At 62.2% G+C, this 20,891-nt stretch carries 22 protein-coding genes and 4 pseudogenes; 21 read left to right on the forward strand and 5 right to left on the reverse strand.

From position 1 onward, the window contains the following. Positions 1-11: 11 nt before the first annotated feature. From E2E30_RS18795 to E2E30_RS18830, 8 genes are all read left to right on the forward strand, one after another. Positions 12-371 (forward strand): DUF3768 domain-containing protein, encoded by a 360-nt coding sequence (locus E2E30_RS18795; protein WP_133192222.1) that lies wholly within the window; start codon positions 12-14, stop codon positions 369-371. Further along, complete coding sequence (locus tag E2E30_RS18800; RefSeq protein ID WP_133192223.1) at positions 371-757, forward strand: hypothetical protein; 387 nt, start codon at positions 371-373, stop codon at positions 755-757. The genes E2E30_RS18795 and E2E30_RS18800 overlap by 1 nt, the downstream gene beginning before the upstream one ends. Continuing rightward, on the forward strand, positions 754-1,764 hold the full coding sequence (locus E2E30_RS18805; protein ID WP_165954590.1) for a deazapurine DNA modification protein DpdA family protein: 1,011 nt from the start codon (positions 754-756) through the stop codon (positions 1,762-1,764). Before E2E30_RS18800 ends, E2E30_RS18805 begins: the two co-directional genes overlap by 4 nt. 11 nt (positions 1,765-1,775) lie before the next feature. Continuing rightward, positions 1,776-2,696 carry a Mom family adenine methylcarbamoylation protein gene (locus tag E2E30_RS18810; RefSeq protein ID WP_240699140.1) on the forward strand — a complete coding sequence of 307 codons (921 nt, stop codon included), beginning with the start codon at positions 1,776-1,778 and terminating at the stop codon, positions 2,694-2,696. After that, positions 2,645-2,932, forward strand: coding sequence for a hypothetical protein (locus E2E30_RS18815; protein ID WP_133192224.1), 288 nt, complete (start codon positions 2,645-2,647; stop codon positions 2,930-2,932). Before E2E30_RS18810 ends, E2E30_RS18815 begins: the two co-directional genes overlap by 52 nt. Positions 2,933-3,007: 75 nt before the next feature. Further along, positions 3,008-3,373, forward strand: coding sequence for a hypothetical protein (locus E2E30_RS18820; protein WP_133192225.1), 366 nt, complete (start codon positions 3,008-3,010; stop codon positions 3,371-3,373). 61 nt (positions 3,374-3,434) lie between these two features. Continuing rightward, positions 3,435-3,680 carry a hypothetical protein gene (locus E2E30_RS18825; protein ID WP_133192226.1) on the forward strand — a complete coding sequence of 82 codons (246 nt, stop codon included), beginning with the start codon at positions 3,435-3,437 and terminating at the stop codon, positions 3,678-3,680. Positions 3,681-3,732: 52 nt separating this feature from the next. Next, positions 3,733-4,044, forward strand: a complete 312-nt coding sequence (locus E2E30_RS18830) for a hypothetical protein (RefSeq protein ID WP_133192227.1) — start codon at positions 3,733-3,735, stop codon at positions 4,042-4,044. A 43-nt stretch (positions 4,045-4,087) separates the two neighbouring features. Here E2E30_RS18830 and E2E30_RS18835 read toward each other — a convergent pair. Next, a pseudogene (locus E2E30_RS18835) lies at positions 4,088-4,456 on the reverse strand (integrase core domain-containing protein); the annotation flags it as partial. Positions 4,457-4,610: 154 nt separating this feature from the next. Between E2E30_RS18835 and E2E30_RS18840 the strand changes: the two are divergent. Next, positions 4,611-5,871, forward strand: a pseudogene (locus E2E30_RS18840) (IS110 family transposase). A 246-nt stretch (positions 5,872-6,117) separates the two neighbouring features. On the opposite strand, the pseudogene E2E30_RS18845 reads toward E2E30_RS18840, so the two are convergent. Next, positions 6,118-6,708: pseudogene (locus E2E30_RS18845) on the reverse strand (IS481 family transposase); the annotation flags it as partial. 123 nt (positions 6,709-6,831) lie between these two features. Between E2E30_RS18845 and E2E30_RS18855 the strand changes: the two are divergent. Next, positions 6,832-8,025, forward strand: a complete 1,194-nt coding sequence (locus E2E30_RS18855; RefSeq protein WP_133192229.1) for an IS701 family transposase — start codon at positions 6,832-6,834, stop codon at positions 8,023-8,025. Positions 8,026-8,260: 235 nt separating this feature from the next. Next, a pseudogene (locus tag E2E30_RS18865) lies at positions 8,261-9,012 on the forward strand (IS5 family transposase). Between the two features lie 171 nt (positions 9,013-9,183). Here E2E30_RS18865 and E2E30_RS18875 read toward each other — a convergent pair. Beyond that, positions 9,184-10,377 (reverse strand): IS701 family transposase, encoded by a 1,194-nt coding sequence (locus E2E30_RS18875; RefSeq protein WP_133192229.1) that lies wholly within the window; start codon positions 10,375-10,377, stop codon positions 9,184-9,186. Positions 10,378-10,465: 88 nt separating this feature from the next. On the opposite strand from E2E30_RS18875, the gene E2E30_RS18880 reads away from it, so the two are divergent. The 3 genes from E2E30_RS18880 (at position 10,466) to E2E30_RS18890 (ending at position 12,043) form a co-directional block, all read left to right on the forward strand. Next, complete coding sequence (locus tag E2E30_RS18880; protein ID WP_133192232.1) at positions 10,466-10,873, forward strand: hypothetical protein; 408 nt, start codon at positions 10,466-10,468, stop codon at positions 10,871-10,873. Positions 10,874-10,921: 48 nt separating this feature from the next. Next, positions 10,922-11,140, forward strand: coding sequence for a hypothetical protein (locus tag E2E30_RS18885; RefSeq protein ID WP_133192233.1), 219 nt, complete (start codon positions 10,922-10,924; stop codon positions 11,138-11,140). Between the two features lie 135 nt (positions 11,141-11,275). Beyond that, positions 11,276-12,043, forward strand: coding sequence for an IS6 family transposase (locus E2E30_RS18890; protein WP_066521070.1), 768 nt, complete (start codon positions 11,276-11,278; stop codon positions 12,041-12,043). 388 nt (positions 12,044-12,431) lie between these two features. Here the strand turns inward: E2E30_RS18890 and E2E30_RS18895 are convergent, their stop codons facing one another. Together E2E30_RS18895 and E2E30_RS18900 are read right to left on the reverse strand one after the other, a co-directional pair. Next, positions 12,432-12,953 (reverse strand): DUF4142 domain-containing protein, encoded by a 522-nt coding sequence (locus E2E30_RS18895; RefSeq protein WP_133192234.1) that lies wholly within the window; start codon positions 12,951-12,953, stop codon positions 12,432-12,434. A 35-nt stretch (positions 12,954-12,988) separates the two neighbouring features. After that, the gene (locus E2E30_RS18900; RefSeq protein WP_133192360.1) at positions 12,989-13,834 is read right to left on the reverse strand and encodes a DUF1259 domain-containing protein; all 846 of its coding nucleotides are present in this window, start codon (positions 13,832-13,834) and stop codon (positions 12,989-12,991) included. Between the two features lie 214 nt (positions 13,835-14,048). Between E2E30_RS18900 and E2E30_RS18905 the strand changes: the two genes are divergently transcribed. The 7 genes from E2E30_RS18905 to E2E30_RS18935 all read left to right on the forward strand — a co-directional run bounded on the left by E2E30_RS18905 (position 14,049) and on the right by E2E30_RS18935 (position 20,838). Continuing rightward, positions 14,049-15,020 carry a chromate resistance protein ChrB domain-containing protein gene (locus E2E30_RS18905; RefSeq protein WP_240699141.1) on the forward strand — a complete coding sequence of 324 codons (972 nt, stop codon included), beginning with the start codon at positions 14,049-14,051 and terminating at the stop codon, positions 15,018-15,020. Between the two features lie 62 nt (positions 15,021-15,082). Continuing rightward, on the forward strand, positions 15,083-16,249 hold the full coding sequence (gene chrA / locus E2E30_RS18910; protein ID WP_443018416.1) for a chromate efflux transporter: 1,167 nt from the start codon (positions 15,083-15,085) through the stop codon (positions 16,247-16,249). A 92-nt stretch (positions 16,250-16,341) separates the two neighbouring features. Beyond that, the gene (locus E2E30_RS18915; protein ID WP_133192236.1) at positions 16,342-17,037 is read left to right on the forward strand and encodes a DUF2490 domain-containing protein; all 696 of its coding nucleotides are present in this window, start codon (positions 16,342-16,344) and stop codon (positions 17,035-17,037) included. A gap of 412 nt (positions 17,038-17,449) precedes the next feature. Further along, positions 17,450-18,466 carry an IS110 family transposase gene (locus E2E30_RS18920; protein WP_037533488.1) on the forward strand — a complete coding sequence of 339 codons (1,017 nt, stop codon included), beginning with the start codon at positions 17,450-17,452 and terminating at the stop codon, positions 18,464-18,466. Positions 18,467-18,645: 179 nt separating this feature from the next. Next, positions 18,646-19,056, forward strand: coding sequence for a hypothetical protein (locus tag E2E30_RS18925; RefSeq protein WP_133192237.1), 411 nt, complete (start codon positions 18,646-18,648; stop codon positions 19,054-19,056). A 154-nt stretch (positions 19,057-19,210) separates the two neighbouring features. Then, positions 19,211-19,945, forward strand: a complete 735-nt coding sequence (locus E2E30_RS18930) for a ParA family protein (protein ID WP_133192238.1) — start codon at positions 19,211-19,213, stop codon at positions 19,943-19,945. A gap of 2 nt (positions 19,946-19,947) precedes the next feature. Continuing rightward, positions 19,948-20,838: a ParB/RepB/Spo0J family partition protein gene (locus tag E2E30_RS18935; protein WP_240699142.1), complete on the forward strand. Its 891-nt coding sequence runs from the start codon at positions 19,948-19,950 to the stop codon at positions 20,836-20,838. Positions 20,839-20,891: the final 53 nt, after the last annotated feature.

A 20,891-nucleotide genomic window follows, 5' to 3' on the forward strand; every position in this document is an offset into this window, starting at 1 on the left:
AGGATCGAACCATGATCGAGACCGCTGCCGAAACGCGCGTTGAAGCCATCGCGCGACTTAACGACCGCTGCCGCCAAGGCTTTGATCGAACCGCGCGCATCACCGTCACGCGCACGTGCCTCGCCACCTTGTCGACCGGCACGCTCGCGTCCGAGGCCGTGGCACAAGCTCGGCTGCTCCAGGAATTGCGTCGACACAGCTTTACCGCGGACTGTCCGGAACGCGATCGCGGATCCTTTATGGTCGACCAGACCACGGTGTTCTTCCGCATCGACTACTTCGATGCGGCCCTCGAATGGGGCTCGGAAGATCCAGCGAACGCCAGCCTGACGACGCGTGTGCTGACGCTCATGCTGCGGGAGGATCTCTGATGATCCGGTTCCGCCCCACGTCGACTGACATCGCGGCCATCCGTGAAGCCGCCCGCCGAGAAGCGAAATTTGAGCGGGTCGGGCAGGTCATCCTTAAGGTCGGACGCCGGCAGAGCCTCGCATCGGGCGAAACATCCATCAACTTCGCGCTGATCAGTGATGATCCCGACTGGCAGGACACCGATCTCGATGACTACGAGCCGTGGGCCGCCTTCACGCGCGGCGTCGAGCTGACCGCAGACGGTCGCGGCCTGCTCGACTTCGACATACGCCGACGCGGCGATCGCCGTCTCGACCTGCACGGCAACGTCTCGATCGGCATCATAGAAGGCAAGCTGACGACGATCAGCGGCTATCCCACCATTTATCGGGGTGATGGGTCATGACGATCGAGATCATTCTCGGCCTACCGCATCTCGCCAACGGCGCGCTGCTCGCAACCGCCGAGCGCCTCAAGGCGCCAGTGCTGATTTCCGCCAACTGCCTGTCACGCTGGCGCAAGGCCGATGGCTGGCGCGAATGGACAGGATGGCGAACGGCCACGCTCGCTAATGCGGATGGCTTGGTCAGCCTCGATCTCGACAGCGCCGGCTACTCGATGATGGTCCGATATGGTGGCCTACCGTGGTCGATCGCCGACTACATGGCCCTAGCGGCCTCGTACCCGTTCCGACGGGTGTCCTCGATCGACTATTGCTGCGAAGACGGCGTAGCGTCGAACCGGGAAGAGGTACTCGACCGTATCTCCCGAACGATCGCGACCAACCGAGAGTGCTTCGCGCGTGCGATCGACCTCGGCATCGCAAACCGCTTCATGCCGGTTCTGCAGGGCAGGACACCCGACGACTACGTCCGCTGTCTCGACGCGATCGAGGGCATGATCCTACCCGGCACTACCGTCGGCATCGGGAGCATGTGCCGACGCGTCATCCATGGCCCCGAAGGACTTGTCGCCGTCGTAGAGCGCCTCTCGCGTGTCCTACCAGTCGGCCTCCGTGCCCATGCCTTTGGCGTCAAGGGTGACGCCTTGCCCTACCTAGCGCCGTTCTCGCGCTGGGTCGCCTCGATCGACAGTCAAGCCTTCGGCATCGCGGCGCGACGGGACGCGATCCAACGCGGTGTCGCGAAGAGCGACAGGTTGGTCGCCGCCCACATGGAGCGCTGGTATCGACGCCAGTGCGGGCGAGCGCTTGCCGCTCCGGTCACGCTACCCGAGGCCGCAGACCACTCGGCTCGTCCCGTCGCCGTCGATGATCCATGGGAACGTGCCATCGCCGAAGCGCGCGCCCAGATCCGAGACCTTATCGAGACGGGTGACCTCGACCATGACGAGATCACGGCAAACTGGGTCGAAGCATGGGCTGCCGACCTCTACCATCAGCGCGCTGCCTGACGAGGCTCACCATGATCACTGACCGCTCACAACGCTGGCGCGACCGGCGCAGCCGCTTCGTGACCGACGATACCGTCATCGATCCACGCCGCTACGCCGTTGACGTCGTTGCCCACGACACCGCACGCGCTTTCGTCGCCGACCATCACTACCTTAGCCGCTACCCCGCCGCGCAACTGGCAGTCGGGCTCTTCGGTCCAGGCCGTGGCGGCATTTCCTCTCTCGACGGCATCATCGTGTTCGGAGTGCCCGCATCAGGCGCGGTCATCACGCGGCACACCGGCTACGACGATCCGACACGTGGTTGCGTGCTGCAACGCCTTCTGTGCCTACCGTCCGTCGCCGTCAACGGTGAAAGCTATTTCGCCGCCCGCGCATTCCGACTGCTGCGCCAGGCCAAGCCGGTAATCCAGTCCGTCGTCAGCTTTTCCGACCCGCAGTTTGGGCACTGCGGCTGCGTCTACGCCTCGCTCTCCGGCGCCTATCGCGGACCAACGAGGCCGCGGACGGTGCTTCGCATCGCCGGCGAGACAATCTCCGATCGCACCCTGTCCAAGATCCGAAATCTCGAGACGGGTCATGGCGGCGCCGTCGACCAACTCGTGAGGCTCGGCGCACCGAGGCCGCGGACAGAGGAACACCTCCGAGCATGGCTCGAACGGTGCCGCCGCGAGCGCATTCTAGTCCCGGCCCGACAGGCCAGCCTTTTCACCTACTGTTTCGAGCTCACGCGCAGCGCCCGCCACACTGGCCGCACATTGCCTCGTCTTGCCTATCCTATCAGATCCGACGTCTTGCGTGAGCAGCTCGGAGCCGAGCCCGTCGTGCCGACGAGAAGAGAAGGGGGAGGGGGGATCGTGTCCACGAGAGGAGACGAGCCATGCGCATCCAACGGGCGATCGCGATCGCCAAGGCAGACGAGAACCGCCTGATCCGCTTCATTGAGCGACGCGACCGCTTTCTCGACGCGCTCGACTGGGACTCGCTCCCCGAGCAGCTCGCCCGGGAGGCGGCGATGATGGACGAGCTGCTCGCAACCGAACTCGCCGAGGCCGCGTGCTATGTCATATGGCTTGAGGAGTGCATCGGCTTCGGCGTCGAAGACATCGTCGCCGTCCATGATCTGCAGCCGCTCTCCGTGATCCGATCCATCGCCGCGTTGGCCTAACCCACCGGTCGACACCTACCGCCGCGGCTTCCTTCCGCTACCATCCCATGCAACAATCTCCACGGGAGATGAACGATGACTGCTGTCCTGACGGACTTCCTCTTCGGCTCGCCCAACCACCTTTACTGGTCGCTTCTCGGCCTCGCCGTGCTTGTTCTCGCCGGGATCGTAGTGGCCCACCTGATGCCCGACTACCGTCGGACCATCATGGCCGTCGGCGCGATCCCCGTCCTGGTTTTCGCTATCTCATTCGTTCCCCTGTTCAGCGCCGACGAGCCGCCGGTCAGCAATCCCGCCGACGGGTTGGCGAGAACCCAGAACCTCCTCTCCGGTGTCCTGCAAGCCGCACCCCTCATGCTGGCATTCGAAGGACTCTTGCACGAAGCGGTCATCTTCATTGATGACCGCGCCCAGGCCCGCAAGCGGCGGTCCAGGCAGTGACTAATGGACGCAAGGCGACCACGTCGGGATAACCATCACTCAAGACTACATGGGGGTCACAATGATCAGCTTCATCATCCGCCGACCTGTATCGACCCTCGCAATTGCCTTCTACCTCGCGGCCATGATTTACGGTCGTAATCTGTGGCTGCTGGGAAGCGATCCCGAACCTGCAACAGTGACGAGCGACGCGTTGGTAAACACGGCCCTATCCTTGAGCCATACGACCGCCAACTGGTGGTTCATCAGCGGCTTCCTCGTCATTGGTCTCTTGATCCAATTCACGGCGCGTCTTCTCGACGCCTGACGGACCCACCAACGACGGTGTGCCGCGACCGAACCAACCGAGGAACACGCTCATGAGTCGCCATACCTTTGTCGGGCCTGCCGGCGTCAGCGTAGCGATCGGGTGGGACCGACCACTCGAAACCTTCTACGTACAGGTGTCGCGACCCGACCCCGAGGACCCCGGCGAATGCGATACCTTCATCTGGAAAGGTCTCGAGCCGAACGAACTCACCTCCGCGGCCGCGGCGATCGAAATTGCCACCCCACACGCCGCCCTACCAACGGATCTCGGCAACACGCTCGAGATGGACCGCCTTAAAACGCTCGGTGTGTCGGATGGTGAGTACCAGGCTGAGATGAAGCGCCGACTTTTCCCAAAATAACCAGACAGGCACGTCGTGGAGTGACCGCGGACCGCGCCCTGTGCTAGGTGTTTAGTCCCGGCATCTGGTGGATCGGATTGACGATGAACCTATCCGGCTCTGACGTCCAGATTTTGGCGATGTATTCGTAGGGTGTGAGTCCGCTGAGCGTCTTGAGCCGGCGGGCAAAGTTATAGGCAGCCATGAAGTCAGCGAGGTGCGTCCGTAGCTGGTCATGGCTCTCGTAGTGGAAGCGTTTGACGGTCGCCTCCTTGATGGTGCGGTTCATCCGCTCGACCTGACCATTGGTCCAAGGGTGGTTCGGCTTGGTGAGCCGGTGCTCGATGTCGTTCGCTTCGCAGATCATATCGAAGCGCATCTGACGCGACCAGGCGGTGTTACGGTTGCGCGGCTGGTCGGCGAACTGGATGCCATAGCACATTGGGAAGCGCCGGTTCGGGAGCCGTGGTGGCCCTGATGAAACCAAGGCTGCGAAGCGGCCGCAGGGTTCATCAGGGAAAGCCATGGCCGGCCAGTGGGTGTCTAAAGTGAAGTTGTCGAGACAACACTTTGGAGGCCGACCGACCATGACCAAGCTCACCCCTACGCCTGCTGGCGCCGTGCTGGTAGCCATCGACATGTCCAAGAACCGGCAGGAAGTCCTCATGGAGCGACCGGAAGGTGGCCGGCGCCGGCGGATGACCGTCATGGCGACCAAGAAGGACTATGACGACTTTGCCGAACAGCTCGCTGCCATCGGCCGTCCCATCGTTGTCGGGTTCGAGGCCACGGGGAATTACCATCGCACGCTGGCGCACAGACTCCTGACCGCGGGGTTCGAGCTACGCCTCATCTCGTCAGTCGCGCTCGCCCGGACGCGCGAGGCATTGCACAACGGATGGGACAAAAACGATTCCAAGGACGCCCAGGTCATCCTTCACATGCTGCGGATCGGGGCGACGCAGCGCTATGTCGATCCGCTGGCGGCCGGGATCAACGACCTGCAGGAACTGTCGAAGACCCACGAGACGATCTCCAAGGCCAAGACGCAAACCTGGCATCGGATCCTTACCCACTATTTGCCGCTCTACTTCCCCGAGATCGCTCGCTTCGCCGGCAACAGCAGATCCGACTGGTTCTTTGCGCTCATCGAGCGGTTCCCCACTCCTGCCAGCATCACCGCGCTCGACGCTGAGACATTCTCGGCCATGGCTTGGCCTCTCGTTGGCCGTAAGGTTTCCAAAGCTCGTCTTATCAATGACATATACGAAACGGCTTGCGCTTCCGTCGCTCTGCCGGTCGCGGAGGATTCGGCCGCAATTACAATGTTCCGCATGGTCATCGCGCAGGGACGCAGTCTCATCCAGCAGCGTGACGAGATAGAGCGGCTTGCCCATGCCAGGCTGGCCGAGCATGTCGATTACCAGCTGTTGCGCAAGATTCCTGGCATCGGCCCGATCAACGCGCTGACCATTCTGGCGGAAGCCGGCGATCTGCGCCGGTTCAATCATCATCGCCAATTTCTGAAATTCTGCGGCCTCGATCTCGCGACGTGTCAGTCAGGCACGTTCCGCGGCCGCACAAAGCTGTCCAAGTACGGCAATGCACGATTGCGCCGGACCTTCTGGATGGCTGCTCAGGTTGCCGCGCGTCAGCGCGACAATAGCTTCCGCGATAAGCTCGGACGATATGTCGCCGGGCACGCGGACGATGCCGACCGTCGCCGCAAGGCGATGACGGCGCTCACCGCCAAGATGGCGCGCGTGGCTCACGCCGTCATCAAGACGGGGACAGAGTACCGGCCGTTCCTCGAACGGTCGGATGCCAGGTGGAAGGACCCCTCTCTGATGTGCCGTGAGGGCGCGAGAGCGACCCTTTAGATAATGTTCGGGCCTTCCACCTGGGTGCGTATCTCGTCTTAAGGATGGTGAGGACCACGGCCGCCTCGGCGCCGCTGGATCCTGTGTTTGCTATGGCAGGGAGCGATCCCGTTGACGGTGGGAGCCATCTGGCTCAGAATGCATGCCGCGCCGATGGTTGTCGGCGCATGGATATCTGCTGGCCGAAACCCGCCGCTGCTTCCCAACATAGGACGTTGTCGGTCAGGATTGTGTGGATGCGGTAGGGCACCGCTTTCAGCAGGTGTTCGAGAAACTCCCACGCCGTTCGCCGATCAGCCTTGTCGACCAACTGGGTGACGGCGAACTTGCTGGTGCGGTCGATTCCGACGAACAGGTAGAGCTTGCCTTCGGCGGTCTGCACCTCGGCAATATCCACGTGGAAGAAGCCGATCGGGTAGCGCTTGAAGCGCTGTCGCTTCGGCTTGTCCCCCTCGATGTCCGGCAGACGGGATATGCCATGACGCTGGAGGCAGCGGTGCAGCGCTGAGCGCGTCAGCTGCGGGATCGAGGGCTGCAACGCGTAGAGGCAATCGTCGAGCGGCAGTAATGTGTGACGCCGGAACGCGACGACGGCCGCCTCCTCAGCTTGGGTCAGGGTCGTTGAATGAGGGGCCTTCGGCCCGGTCTTTTGATCCTCGACCGTCGCCCGCTTACGCCACTTCGCTACCGTCTTAGGGTTGATCCCAAGCTCTCGGCTCAGCGCCGAGAGCGAAGCTTGCGATCGCTGTATTGCTGCTCTGACGGCGTGCGTGGTCGTGGCGCTCCCGTGACGTACCTGTCCCATACGGCTTCCTTCCATTCTAACGAAAGGATCGCACCATCAAACCGTGGGATCAAACACCTAGCATTACAGTTGCGCATTTGATCGAAGTCTGAATCAATGGGTCTCCATAGCAGGAGACTGTGGATGACGGGCGCATCGATTGAGACGACGCTGGAGCTTTGGGCGACTTCGCTGCGTGATGTGAAGGCGCGGATGCGGGGTTTGTTCACGCAGGAACGTGTCGCGGCATCTGCGGGGTTGTTCCTAGACGGACTGCTAGGCGACGAGCGGCGCAAGACCGGCTGGATGCGTGCTGAAGCGGCAGGCGATCCTGGACCGTGGCGGCAGCAGGCAATCCTCGGCCGCGGTCGGTGGGACGCTGACGCGCTGCGCGATATCGTACGCGACTATGTCGTCGAGACGCTGGCTGCCGAGGATGCGGTGCTCGTGATCGACGAGACGGGCTTCCTCAAGCAGGGCAAGGCGTCGTGTGGTGTCTCGCGCCAATACACCGGGTCTGCGGGCAAGATCACCAACTGCCAGATCGGCGTCTTTGGCGCCTATGTCTCGCACCACGGTCACGCCTTTATCGACCGGGCGCTGTACCTGCCGAAGGTTTGGACGAGCGACAGCGAGCGCATGGATGCGGCCCATGTTCCAATGGAGACGCGGTTCGCGACCAAGCCCGCCTTAGCGGTGCAGATGATCGCACGTACGATTGCAGCCGACGTCCCGTTCGCCTGGGTCGCCGCCGATAGCGTGTACGGCGTCGGCGACGTCGAGCAGGCGCTACGCGGAGCCGGGAAAGGCTATGTCCTCGGCGTTGGTTCCAACCATCACTTTGGCTCCTGGGTGGGGAAGCCCGCCGTTTTCGGCACTGCAGGCGAGATCGCACAGGATCTCGATCCCGCCGCCTGGCATCGCCTGTCGGCAGGCGAGGGCACGAAGGGAGCAAGACTGCACGACTGGGCCTATCTCGAACTCGCGGACATCGAGGCTACCGATTACGGTGAAGGACGCTCAGGGGTGTGGACCCGCGGCTTGCTGATCCGACGACATATCGCGGACGGCGAACTGGCGTTCTTCACGACTTGGTGCCCGGCGGGGACCGGGATCGACGCGCTCGTGCACGTCGAAGGACACCGCTGGGCGATCGAGGACAGCTTCGAGACGACCAAGAACGAACTCGGCCTCGACCACAACGAAACCCGATCCTGGCATGGATGGCATCGCCACGTATCGCTGGTCATGCTCGCGTTCGCCATGATGGCAGTGATCCGCCATCACGCAAACGAGGTGACGCCCCCAAAAAGAATGCGCACGACACCCCGGCGCTGATCCGTTGGTCTGTACAAGAAGTCCGACGCATTGCCGTTCGGCTCGCCCAGCGCCGTATCGCACCTGCCCACATCATCGCATGGTCGTTATGGCGACGAGCGCATCAAGCGGCCGCCCGCCACGCACATCTAAAGACGAGAATGCAACTGTAATGCTAGGGTCCAAACCCAATCATCTGCTTGAAGGCGTGCGGCTTTCGTGATTCACAGGCGGTGTGGATCAAAAGAGGTGCGGGATGGCGCTGTTCTGGCTTTCGGACGAGGCGTGGGCGGCGATCGAACCGCATTTGCCAAAGAACCAGCCCGGTGCCCGACGGGTGGATGATCGTCGGGTAATCTCGGGCATCCTGCACGTGCTGAAGGTCGGTTGCCGGTGGTGCGACTGCCCGGCCGATTATGGTCCATCGACGACGATCTATAACCGCTTCAACCGCTGGTCGCACAGGGGCTTCTGGCTGAAGCTGCTCGCTGCCTTGGTGGATACCGGCGCGGTCACGAAAAGCACCGCGATCGACAGCACCTACGTCAAGGCACAGCGCGCGGCGTTCGGCGCAAAAGGGGGCGATCGAGCCAAGCGATCGGCCGTTCGCGCGGTGGCTGGACCACCAAGGTACACGCGCTCACCGACGTCATCGGCCGCCCGTATGCGCTGATGCTGACGCCCGGCAACGTCAGCGACATCAAGGCCGCACCCGCGCTTCTCGAGCGCGCCGGGCACATGCGCTACCTGCTGGGCGACAAGGGCTACGACGCCGACCGGTTGCGGCGCTCGTTGCGCGATGCAGGGGCTGTCCCCGTCATCCCAGGTCGGCGCAACCGCAAGCGCATCATCCGCTATGACAAGGACCGCTATCGCGGTCGCCACCTCATCGAGAACGCCTTCTGCCGCCTTAAGGATTTCCGCCGCGTCGCCACCCGATACGACAAGCTCGCGGCCAACTTCCTGTCAGGCGTCGCGCTGGCAACCGCTTTGGCGTTCTGGCTCTGAATGAGTCTGAACCCTAGCATTACAGTTGCATTCTCGTCTTTAGATGTGCGTGGCGGGCGGCCGCTTGATGCGCTCGTCGCCATAACGACCATGCGATGATGTGGGCAGGTGCGATACGGCGCTGGGCGAGCCGAACGGCAATGCGTCGGACTTCTTGTACAGACCAACGGATCAGCGCCGGGGTGTCGTGCGCATTCTTTTTGGGGGCGTCACCTCGTTTGCGTGATGGCGGATCACTGCCATCATGGCGAACGCGAGCATGACCAGCGATACGTGGCGATGCCATCCATGCCAGGATCGGGTTTCGTTGTGGTCGAGGCCGAGTTCGTTCTTGGTCGTCTCGAAGCTGTCCTCGATCGCCCAGCGGTGTCCTTCGACGTGCACGAGCGCGTCGATCCCGGTCCCCGCCGGGCACCAAGTCGTGAAGAACGCCAGTTCGCCGTCCGCGATATGTCGTCGGATCAGCAAGCCGCGGGTCCACACCCCTGAGCGTCCTTCACCGTAATCGGTAGCCTCGATGTCCGCGAGTTCGAGATAGGCCCAGTCGTGCAGTCTTGCTCCCTTCGTGCCCTCGCCTGCCGACAGGCGATGCCAGGCGGCGGGATCGAGATCCTGTGCGATCTCGCCTGCAGTGCCGAAAACGGCGGGCTTCCCCACCCAGGAGCCAAAGTGATGGTTGGAACCAACGCCGAGGACATAGCCTTTCCCGGCTCCGCGTAGCGCCTGCTCGACGTCGCCGACGCCGTACACGCTATCGGCGGCGACCCAGGCGAACGGGACGTCGGCTGCAATCGTACGTGCGATCATCTGCACCGCTAAGGCGGGCTTGGTCGCGAACCGCGTCTCCATTGGAACATGGGCCGCATCCATGCGCTCGCTGTCGCTCGTCCAAACCTTCGGCAGGTACAGCGCCCGGTCGATAAAGGCGTGACCGTGGTGCGAGACATAGGCGCCAAAGACGCCGATCTGGCAGTTGGTGATCTTGCCCGCAGACCCGGTGTATTGGCGCGAGACACCACACGACGCCTTGCCCTGCTTGAGGAAGCCCGTCTCGTCGATCACGAGCACCGCATCCTCGGCAGCCAGCGTCTCGACGACATAGTCGCGTACGATATCGCGCAGCGCGTCAGCGTCCCACCGACCGCGGCCGAGGATTGCCTGCTGCCGCCACGGTCCAGGATCGCCTGCCGCTTCAGCACGCATCCAGCCGGTCTTGCGCCGCTCGTCGCCTAGCAGTCCGTCTAGGAACAACCCCGCAGATGCCGCGACACGTTCCTGCGTGAACAAACCCCGCATCCGCGCCTTCACATCACGCAGCGAAGTCGCCCAAAGCTCCAGCGTCGTCTCAATCGATGCGCCCGTCATCCACAGTCTCCTGCTATGGAGACCCATTGATTCAGACTTCGATCAAATGCGCAACTGTAATGCTAGCCTTGAAGTGAGGAGATCACGCATGCCGGATACCCAACCCTCGCATGAACTCGCCGGTGTCCGTACGTTGCCGGCCCGCCGCAATTGGCGCCTGTTCGCTATTCTCGTTCTCGCCGGCATTGCCGCTGCGACGGGCTTGTGGAGCCTGCAATACCTGCCCGAGGATTACCAATGGCTGCTCGCCATAACGGGCTTGGGTGTCGCCGGAGGCTTCTTCGTTTATCTGAACACCTATATCGATCGGCGCGAGGCCATCGGGGTCGCGGGCGCCGGGGTCGCCATCCTGACCTATTCCGTCGCGACCCGCGGCTTCCTTATAGCTTGGCTCGTTTGCGGGGCAGGCGCCCTGACAGCCATCATCGTCCTCGCACTGCGTTGGTCCGACCCACTGTCTCTCGATTCAGACGCAAACCGAGGCACACCGCAGTGACGGTCGTGGCGAACCGCGACACGCGATAATCAATGCAGGAGAAGGCCGGTGTCCAAGAAAGTCCTCCCCGCTTTCAATAAAATCGGTGCCGTTTTTTCGCGAGTATCGCCCCGCTTCTGGCAGTCGCTCGCTCTCCTTTCAGCAACAGCCGCGGTCCTCCTGACCGCCATGGCGATCCATCCGATCCTCTACTTACTGGCATTGCCGCTGGTGATGCTCTTCTTCGTGTTTCTCGAACGACGCGAACCGAGGACGCCGACGCGCTAAGCGCGCACCCCGCGGTCCACCAAGGCGACCGGTGCGGGGAAGGAAAGGGGGAGGGGTTCGGCGGTCCAAAGAGGGCTCTGTTGCAAACTGATCCGATTTTCGGTGATCTGTCTTGCCGAGAGTGAGGGTGGCGCGATGTCAGGGTTCAAAGGGCGGCATTTTGAGGGTGAGATCGTGCTTTGGGCGGTGCGATGGTACTGCCGGTATGGCATCAGCTACCGGGATCTTGAGCAGATGATGGGCGAACGTGGCGTGAATGTTGACCATTCCACGATCTACCGCTGGGTTCAGAGATACGCCCCGGAGATCGAGAAGCGGCTGCGCTGGCAATGGCGCCGCCCTGCCTCGACGAGTTGGCGGGTCGATGAGACCTATATCAAGGTTCGTGGTGCCTGGACGTATCTGTATCGCGCGGTCGACAAGGACGGGAACACGATCGATTTTTATCTCTCGCCAACGCGGAATACGAAGGCTGCGAAGCGTTTCCTGGGCAAGGCGCTGGGCGGGTTGAAGGACTGGGAGAAACCCGAGATCATCAATACCGATAAGGCGCCGACCTACACCGCCGCCATTGCTGAACTGAAAGCGGAAGGCAAATGTCCCAAGGATACCCAGCATCGCCAGGTGAAGTATCTGAACAACGTCGTTGAGGCTGACCATGGCAAGCTGAAGCAGCTGATCCGGCCGGTGCGGGGTTTCAAGACACTGAAGACGGCGTATGCGACGATCAAAGGCTTCGAGGTGATGCGGGCCCTGCGCAAGGGACAGGCAGCTGCCTTCAATCTCACCCGCGACATTTGCGGCGAGGCGCGGCTGGTCGAGCGTGCCTTCGGCCTCGGCGCTTGCGCCCTCACCGAAGCCATTCAACTCATCGGCAAACGGATGGAACTTGAAGCAGCCTAATGGGCACCGCTCGAACAGCCATGAGACGAACTGCGCCCGTCATCACAGTTTGCAACAGAGCCAGTGAGAGGATGTTCGGAATCGTACGCTAAGCCCGAGCCTTTGCGGCGCATAGATCGAGTGACGGGTTGCGTGACATGGATCGCCTACGATCGGACAGGGCCAGCGATCGTCACGCAAACCCTCGTTTTCCTTGCGGTGCCGGCGTCGCCAAAAATTGGCGGGAAGTGCTCATAGCTCGGGCGCAGCGGACTTCCGATTCTTAAGGGCGGGCATTTCGAACCGGGGTTCCGAAACTTCTATGCCCGCAAAAATTGATGGGCATGCGGCAGCGGCACAACCAACCCGGTTGTAAAACCACCACCATTCGATCGAGGATCAAGACTTCTCAAGCACTCGGCAGATTGCGCGCAGCATTCAAATGCTTCTGGATCGCGGGCATGGCCGCTTCAGCCTTTGCCCGTGCCGTCGAATCGCTACCGCGCGCTGCGTAGGCACCATGAACTTTCAGCGCCTCCTCGTGTGCAGCGATTTGCCCGCGTTTGTAAGCCGCGTTGAACTCGGCGCTCGGCACGTTCTCCAAAGAGTTCAGCATTTCCGACAAAGGGCCGTCGAGCGCACCTCCAGCGCCGGAGCCACCAACGCCGGATCGACTTGGCACCTGGCGGCTATGGTGCTCGACCATCTGCTGCGCGAAAACACGCAAAGCCTTGTCTTGCGATCGGGCCAGCGCGAGCCGACTGGAATCAACCTCATATTTGCTCAACGCCTCCACGGCGCTCGAATACCCTATGGTTTCCACAGGTGCCGGGTTCGTGCTGATCCCGGATTGAGCGAGGGACGGCGAGAACGGCACCGCAGAGCTCGCCATCGCTAGCGCGCAAAGAGACATACCTAATAACGTCCGCATTGATCGGCTCCTGATTTGCAACGGCCTTCGGATGTTCAGCCCGCAGCGGGGCGGACGATGTTGGTCTTGTCCAATGCAGCGCGAAGCCCGCGGGCCAACTTGCGCGCGTCATCGTTTGCCCAGAAGTGCATGAAGAAGAGCCGCGGCTGGTCGTCCAGCATATGGTTATGGAGCGCGGTCACCTCGATCCCGTTTGACCTTAAAGCACGAAGTACCGGGTCGACCTCGGCGGCCGTAAGCACGAAATCACCCGTGATCGCAGCCTTGCCACCGCCGGTTGGCTGAAAGTTGAGCGCCGTTGCCGTGCCCATCGAGGCGGGTGCCGGCATTCCGCTGTCGCTCAACTTTTCAGCGCGGGGAAAGCCGAACTGGTAGACGCCTCCGTTGGGCTTGCCCTTGCCGCCCATGATCCCGTCGATCGCGGCGGTGTCGAAGTCGAGTTTGGCATCCGCTACCTTGGCGGGCGCGGTCATCGGCGTCCGGCTTTCGGCGAGTGCCGATCGCAGGTTCTTCGCCATCTCACCCGGATCGCCGTGCCCGCCGACATGCAGGTACATCGTCGCCGGCGAGGAACGGAGCAGATGATTATGGAGCGCCGTCACCGTGAAGCCACTTGCGAGCAGCTTGCTCATCACCGGGTTCACCTCGTCATGCGTCAACACGAGGTCGCCCATGACCATTGCCTGTTCGCTCATTGGCATGAAGGCGAGCCAGGAGCCGAGCGCCAGCGCGGGCTTGATCGCCACGCCGTCGAGCTGGACGTTCAGGTCGGAGCGTGGAAATGCATAACGGCGAACCCCGTCCGGCTGCGTCGTCCCGCGCCGGCCAAGATTCTGGTCCACTGGTGCCCACCTGTCGCCGTTTGCCTGGGCCGGTGCCATTTGCGGAGCGGTCTGAGCGATTGCCGGTGTAGCGAACAGCGCAGCAAGCGGTAGCAGCAGGTAACGCAATGCTTCTCTCCTTGGACTCGACTGGTTAGCCGCGTTCGCAATGCGCGCGGCCGGTATGCACCACGGCGTCTTCGGCCAACATTTAGCTCGTAGCGTAAAACGATACAAGTGTACGATTATATCGGCAATATGATACAGATGCTGCATGACTGATGATCCTTTGATCGAACCACATGACTGGCTGCTGCTGATCCCGCAGCTACCGGCCAAGCCGGCTTATCTGCGCGTGCGGGTGTGGCGGCGCTTGCAGGCGATCGGTGCCGCCCCACTAAAAAACGCTGTGCACGCGCTCCCCCTGCGTCCGGACACGCGCGCGCTGTTCGAGGAGTTGCGGGCGGAGATTACCGGGGGCGGCGGCGAGGCACTGATCCTGGAGGCCCGGCTTGTTGAAGGCATGACCGGTGCGGAACTTCGCGCCATGTTCGACGCGGCTCGCGACGCCGATTATGACGATCTGGCGCGTGAGTTACGCTCGTTGACCGAAGGCGGCGAGGTCGCCCTAGCGGATACCAGGCGGCTTAGAAGGCGTCTGCACGAGATCGCCGCGATCGACTTTTTCGGCGCGCACGGGCGGCAAGCTGTCTTGGCCGCCCTCGCCGACGCGGACCGCCGCGTCCATGAACATCCGGACGTGAGCGGGACAGGCGCGCCGGAGTTGACGCCCGCGGAGTTGAAGGGCCGCACCTGGGTCACGCGCCGGCATGTCCATGTCGATCGCATCGCGTCGGCCTGGCTGATCCGCCGGTTCATTGATCCGCAAGCCACCTTCAAGTTCGTGGACGGCAAGGGCTATGTGCCCGAGCCGGACGAACTGCGTTTTGACATGGCGGACGCGGAGTTCACGCACGAGGGCGACCGCTGCTCCTTCGAAACACTGGTATATCGGACGGGTCTCGATGCTGACCGGGCACTCATCGCGCTCGCCGAGATCATCCATGACCTCGACATTGCGGACGGCAAGTTCGGCCGGCCGGAAGCGGCGGGGATCGCCGCGCTGGTCAACGGCATCTGCGCGGGAACCGATGATGACGGGGAGCGGATCGCCCGAGGCTCGGGCGCGCTTGATGGTTTCCACGCGCATTTCTCCAAACAACGCCGCGGACAAGGGGCCGGATGATGGCACATATCGAGCATTTCGCCCCCACAAGCTCGGTTAGCGACGAAGCTAGGCCACCTGAGCTGAGCTATCCCGCGCTGTTCCTGCGCTTCCTCCGTTTCGGGATGATGGCGTTCGGTGGTCCGGTGGCACAGATCGCGATGATCCGGCGCGAGCTGGTCAACGAGGAACGCTGGATTCCCAGCGACCGGTTCAACAAGCTCCTGGCCGTGATGCAGGTGCTGCCCGGACCGGAGGCGCATGAGCTGTGCGTCCATCTCGGCATCCGTGCCAAGGGGCGTCTGGGGGGTGTCCTCGCCGGGCTGGGCTTCATGCTGCCGGGCCTCGTTCTGATGCTCGTGCTCGCCTGGGCCTATACTCGGCTGCCGATCCAGGGGACCGTGTTCGGTGCCATTTTTCTCGGCGTCCAGGCGGCGGTCATCGCGGTCATCGTGCGCGCAATCCACCGCATCGGCGAGCATATCCTGCTCGGACCGTGGCTGTGGGCTGTCGCCATTGCTGCTGCGGCAGCGTCGCTTGCCGGGGTCAGTTTCTGGATCGTGCTTCTCGCAGCAGGAGCAGTCTATGCGCTCGGCTCCACCGGTCGTTACGCACTGGCCACGGTCGTGGTGGCGCTGGCAGTTGGTGTGGCGACCCTGACCTGGACGGGCGATACTGCCCTGGCGGGGGCGACGACCGTCGTGCGGGAGCCCGCTCCTACGGTCGCCGCGCTCTTTTGGGCGGGGTTGAAGGGCGGCCTGCTGACCTTCGGTGGGGCGTACACGGCGATCCCGTTCATTCGGAACGACACGGTGGGCCGGGGCTGGATGACCGATGGGCAATTCCTCGATGGCCTCGGTCTGTCGGGCATCCTGCCTGCGCCGCTCGTAATCTTCGCGACGTTCGTAGGCTGGATCAGCGGGGGGCTGGCCGGCGCACTGGCGATGACGGCCGGCATGTTCCTGCCCGCCTTCGCCTTCTCGCTCCTGTTCTACGATCGCCTGGAAGCCGTCGTCGAGCACAAGCGGCTCCAGCTCTTTTTCGCCGGGGTGGCGGCAGGTGTCGTCGGTCTGATCGTGGTGACGGTAATCGATCTTGCCCGCACCACGGCCACGCGAACACCGAACCAGATCGCGAGCGTGCTCATCTTCGCTGTCGCGCTCGCCGTCATGTACCGCTGGAAAAGCAAGCTCGCCACGCCCGTCGTTCTGGCGATCGGGGCCGCGGTCGGAGCATTTGCCCTCAGCTAATGGCTCAGCGGGTCAACCGTAATCTCAAGTCTCAAACCAATGCCGAAATAGTCAGCCCGGGTTGGGCAATGCAATGAAAGGGTAACAGTTAAATGGCCATGTCGATGGTCCGACACATTGCGCTTCCTCTCGCCTGTCTGGCGAGCGCAGTCATCGGTTCTTCTGCCCAAGCGCAGGACGACACTCAGGCATGGGGTTCAGTGATCGCGACAGGACCAGTCCGGGGCGACCTTTTCGTCTGGCTGGAAGCGCAGGCGCGGGCGACCGATGACGTCGGGGGAGGCAGCCAGTTCATTGTACGGCCCGCGATCGGTGCGCGGATAGCACCTGACGCTCATGCCATCGCGGGTTACGCCTATATCCGCACGGATCCGGAAGGCGGCCGGACCACGAACGAGCACCGGCTCTGGCAGCAAGTTCAGTTCGCCGCTGTGCGGAACGGTAACGGCACCCCCCTCATCATCAGCCGGACGCGGCTCGAACAGCGCATGCTGGAGGGACAGGATGATACCGGGTGGAGGTTGCGACAGTTCGTCCGGTTACAGGTGCCGATCGCACGCCAGGGAACGGTGCAGGCGGTCGCCTTCACCGAAGGCTTTCTCAACCTGAACTCAACGCGGTGGGGCGCCCGTGACGGCGTGGACCAGTGGCGCACCTTCGTCGGCATCGGCGTGCCGGTCGCACCTCGGATGCGATTGGAACCGGGCTATCTGAATCAGCACATCTTTCGGCGTGGCGAGGACCGGGCCAACCATGTGCTGAGCGCAACCCTTTTCGTCGGGCTTTAGCCGATTGAATTGGGCCGGATACGAGTTGCGGTTCGGGGTATGGGTCTGATGAGTGATCCTTCGCCCGGTGGCACAACCGAACGGTCTTGACACTCAGCGAAGGGCAGCTTTCGACAATGCAGGTCCCGAAGCTGCGCGGCGCTTCCCACTCACTGTTCTTTGTTCGTAAGCGGACGGATCATCATTGTGCGTCCGTCGCACCCAAAGCGGTTCGTGTCTCACAGAAAGTGAGTTTCCCGCACTGATCCGTGTCATGCAAAGCGAGCGGGAAAGCGCCCTTTATTCCAGTTCCAGGCGATCATCATTGCAAGATGGGGTGGTTGCCGCCCTCCCAGACGGCATCGCGATGTGCCAGAAAAGTGGAGTTTGAGGCCACTGAGCAGAAAGGACGGCAACCGTGACAAACGATACGATGATCGGGGTGGATTTGGCAAAGTCCGTTTTCCAGGTGCACGGCGCCTCGATGACGGGCGAGCTCAGATTTCGCAAAAAGCTATCGCGACAGAACTTCCCCAAGTTCATGGCCGACCAACCCCCGGCAGTGGTCGTGATGGAGGCGTGTGGCAGCGCGCATCACTGGGCCAGGGAGATGGTCCGGCTTGGTCATGAGGTCAGGCTGATCGCGCCGCATTACGTGAAGCCGTTCGTCAAACGTCAGAAGAATGACGAGGCCGACGCGGAAGCGATCGTGATTGCCGCGCAGCGGCCGGAAATGCGCTTTGTTCAACCCAGGACCGCCGATCAGCAGAGCAGTGCCATCCTGTACCGCTCACGGCAGCGTCTCGTCCGCCAGCGTACCGAACTCGTGAACGCGCTCAGGGCCAGTCTTTACGAATATGGCCACGTCGTTCCGTTGGGCATCCAGCATATCAAGCGCATTCGCGAGATAGTGGAGGCCCCGAACAGTGATCTGCCCGCGCTGATGCGGGAGGAATGCGTGGAGATGCTCGATCAGATCAGCGAACAGACGGACCGGATCGCGGGCCGGACCGCAAAGATCAAGGCGTTGGCGGCCGCAACGGATAGTGCTCGACGCCTGCAGACCGTTCCGGGCGTTGGGCCACTAACGGCGATGGCGGTGGAAGCCTTTGCGCCACCAATGGAGAGCTTTCGCAAGGGCCGGGATTTTGCGGCTTGGCTCGGCCTGGTCCCTCGCCAGTTTTCCTCGGGCGGCAAGGAAAGGCTTGGTCGCATCACCAAGGCGGGACAGGCCGATATCCGACAGATGCTGATCATCGGAGCAATGTCGCGGCTGAACTGGATGGGGCGAAAATCGATCCCGGAAGGTTCGTGGCTCGCTGGCATGCTGGGTCGCAAGCCCAGAATGCTCGTGGCGATCGCCCTGGCCAACAAGATGGCTCGGCAAATCTGGGCCATGCTGACCAGAAATGAGAATTATCGAGATCCGGCGCTGGCTATGACTGCTTGATATCAGAGTAGTCCATGCCACGCGGATGAAGGGAGTGTGAGAAGGCGACGACCCGAATGGGCAAAATGATCGAACAGATCTAGATCAGGAAAACCAGTTAGCGGCTCCGAGCTTCAAGCTCTCTTGCGAGATTTGGACCTGATCTGCGGATCACCATACCGGCCAGCGGTCTTTCGAAAATGCCGCGCATACAGGCCTTACAGAAGACCGCGCTCGATCACTCGCACATTGGTGTAAAAACCCTCTTGCATCACGGGCGGCAACCACAGAAGCCGCTAGACCTTAGCGGCATCCAGCGAGCGCCGATGCCTACCGATCCGAAGCGGGAGGCCGCTGCGCTTGAGCGCGGAGCGGCATTAGGCTTTGTCGATCGTGCCGAGCGCGAGACTGCCACGGCTGACACTGCACCACGGAGGCGGCGCAAGGCCGCCCCTCCGCAGGGAAGCGTCTATGTCAAAGGGCCACAAGAGACGATCGATTGGTTCGTGGAGTTCACGAACCAGCGCGGCCATCGCTCTTACTGGCAAACGATCGAGGAATTTCGCGCGATGATCGAGGGGCGCGAAGGCGTCGGAGGTGAAGGCACATGAGCGGCATTGAGCAGGCAGGGCTAATCATCCTCGCGATCATCGTCGTGATGGTTTTAGCCTCACGCGGAGCGCGTCAGGATGACGCGAACCGCATCGAAGACGCGGATAGAGAAACGTGGTGGTGGGCGCGACGCTCATGGCGGGACGGCGGGCGATGAAGACGATCGCAATCAACATCGAAAAGGGCGGCGCCGGTAAGACGACGATCGCATGTCACTTAGCTTGGCACCTTGCCGATGCCGGACATCGCGTTTTGGTCCTCGACCTAGACCGCCAGTGCAACGCCACCACAGCGTTGCGCGAGTTCGAACAGTTGGGATCATGCAAGCCGCTTTTTGAACCGGGCTTTGAACCACCCGAAACCGGCCGATTGGCGATTTACTCCAACCGGATGCACGGAGAGTATGACTCGAATTATTCGGGCGCTCTTTCGGCATTCAGGGCGAGCCTGCCGAAGCTGGCACCGCACTTCGATTTCTGTGTGATCGACACCCCGCCCGCGTGGAGCTGGATAAACTTTGCGGCGCTGATGATGTGCGACGATCTGATCGTGCCGGTTGAGCTAGGGCCGTTCGGTCCGGATTCCACAAAGCAGCTATCCAACTCGATTCAGACCGTGAACCAACGGGGCCGATCAACACCGATCAACGTCGTCGGCCTCGTCGCAAATCGCGTGAAGGCGAACGATCGCAACCAGCTCGCGATGCTCGCTGAGCTGAAGGCGAAGATCGGGCGGAACCTGTTCGCGGCATACCTTCCAGACCGCTCGCACTACAGCCAGTCGGTTCAGGCCGGCGTTCCGGTGTGGCGTCACGACAAGGACACCCGCTCTTCGCTGCCGCCCATGCGAGCGTTCCTCGACGAAGCCATGCAAAGAATGGGAGTCTGACCGTGGATTTCGGAGATATTTTCGCGACCAAGGATGAGGTGGCGAAACAGGGGCGGGTTTTGGCGCTCGATGTCGATCAGGTTTACCCGGACCCTGAGAATGTCCGTACCGCCATCGATCAGGCGGAGATTGAGGGCCTTGCGGCGACGATCAAAGAACGCGGTCAAATCCAGCCCATCACGGTCGCGCCGGCTGATGCAGACGGCCGCTATCAAATCTATTTTGGCGAACGGCGCTGGCGTGCCTGTCGCCATCTTGGGATCAAGGTCGACGCGATCGTCAGCGACCAAACCGATGCCGCCCAGGTCCGGATCGATCAGTTCATTGAGAACGACCAACGGGAGCAGTTGTCGACGCGCGATACAGTCGCGTTCGTTCAACGCCAGCTTGCCGCAGGAATGACGATCGCGGACCTCGCTCGCGCGACTGGTCGGGATCAAGCGCGGCTCTCTCGTTTTCGCGCATTGATCGACGCGCCGGATTTCATCGCCGCACGTCTCGATGACATTCCGGTTCGAGGGGCCGCAGCCTTGGTCAAAGCGGCTGGACGCGATCAGGCCGCTACAAGGGCGTTCGTAGAAGGCGCGCCGATTGGCACCATTGGCGTTGCGGAATGTGAGCGCTTCGCGCGGGAGTTGTCCGGCCCTTCTCGCCCGCCCGCGCCGGATGTCGCTTTAACACCCGCGCCAGAACCATCGCCAAAAACGGCGAAGGTTGAAGGGGAGGGGGCAGCACCAATTGCCACCGCACTCACCGGCCGTTCGCGATCCAAACCTGTTGCAGATGAACCCGGCCGGTTCATCGACGTCGATGGAAAACGCGCGCGGATCATCGAAGCGGTATTGCAGTTCGATGATGAAGCTATGCCCAGGACGGTACGTTTCAGCGAGTAGAATGGCGATTGAGAGGGGCTGCGCAAAACCCTCATTGCCTTTTTTCCGCGTCT

The sequence above is a fragment of the Sphingomonas sp. AAP5 genome (assembly GCF_004354345.1).
GTDB lineage: Bacteria > Pseudomonadota > Alphaproteobacteria > Sphingomonadales > Sphingomonadaceae > Sphingomonas > Sphingomonas glacialis.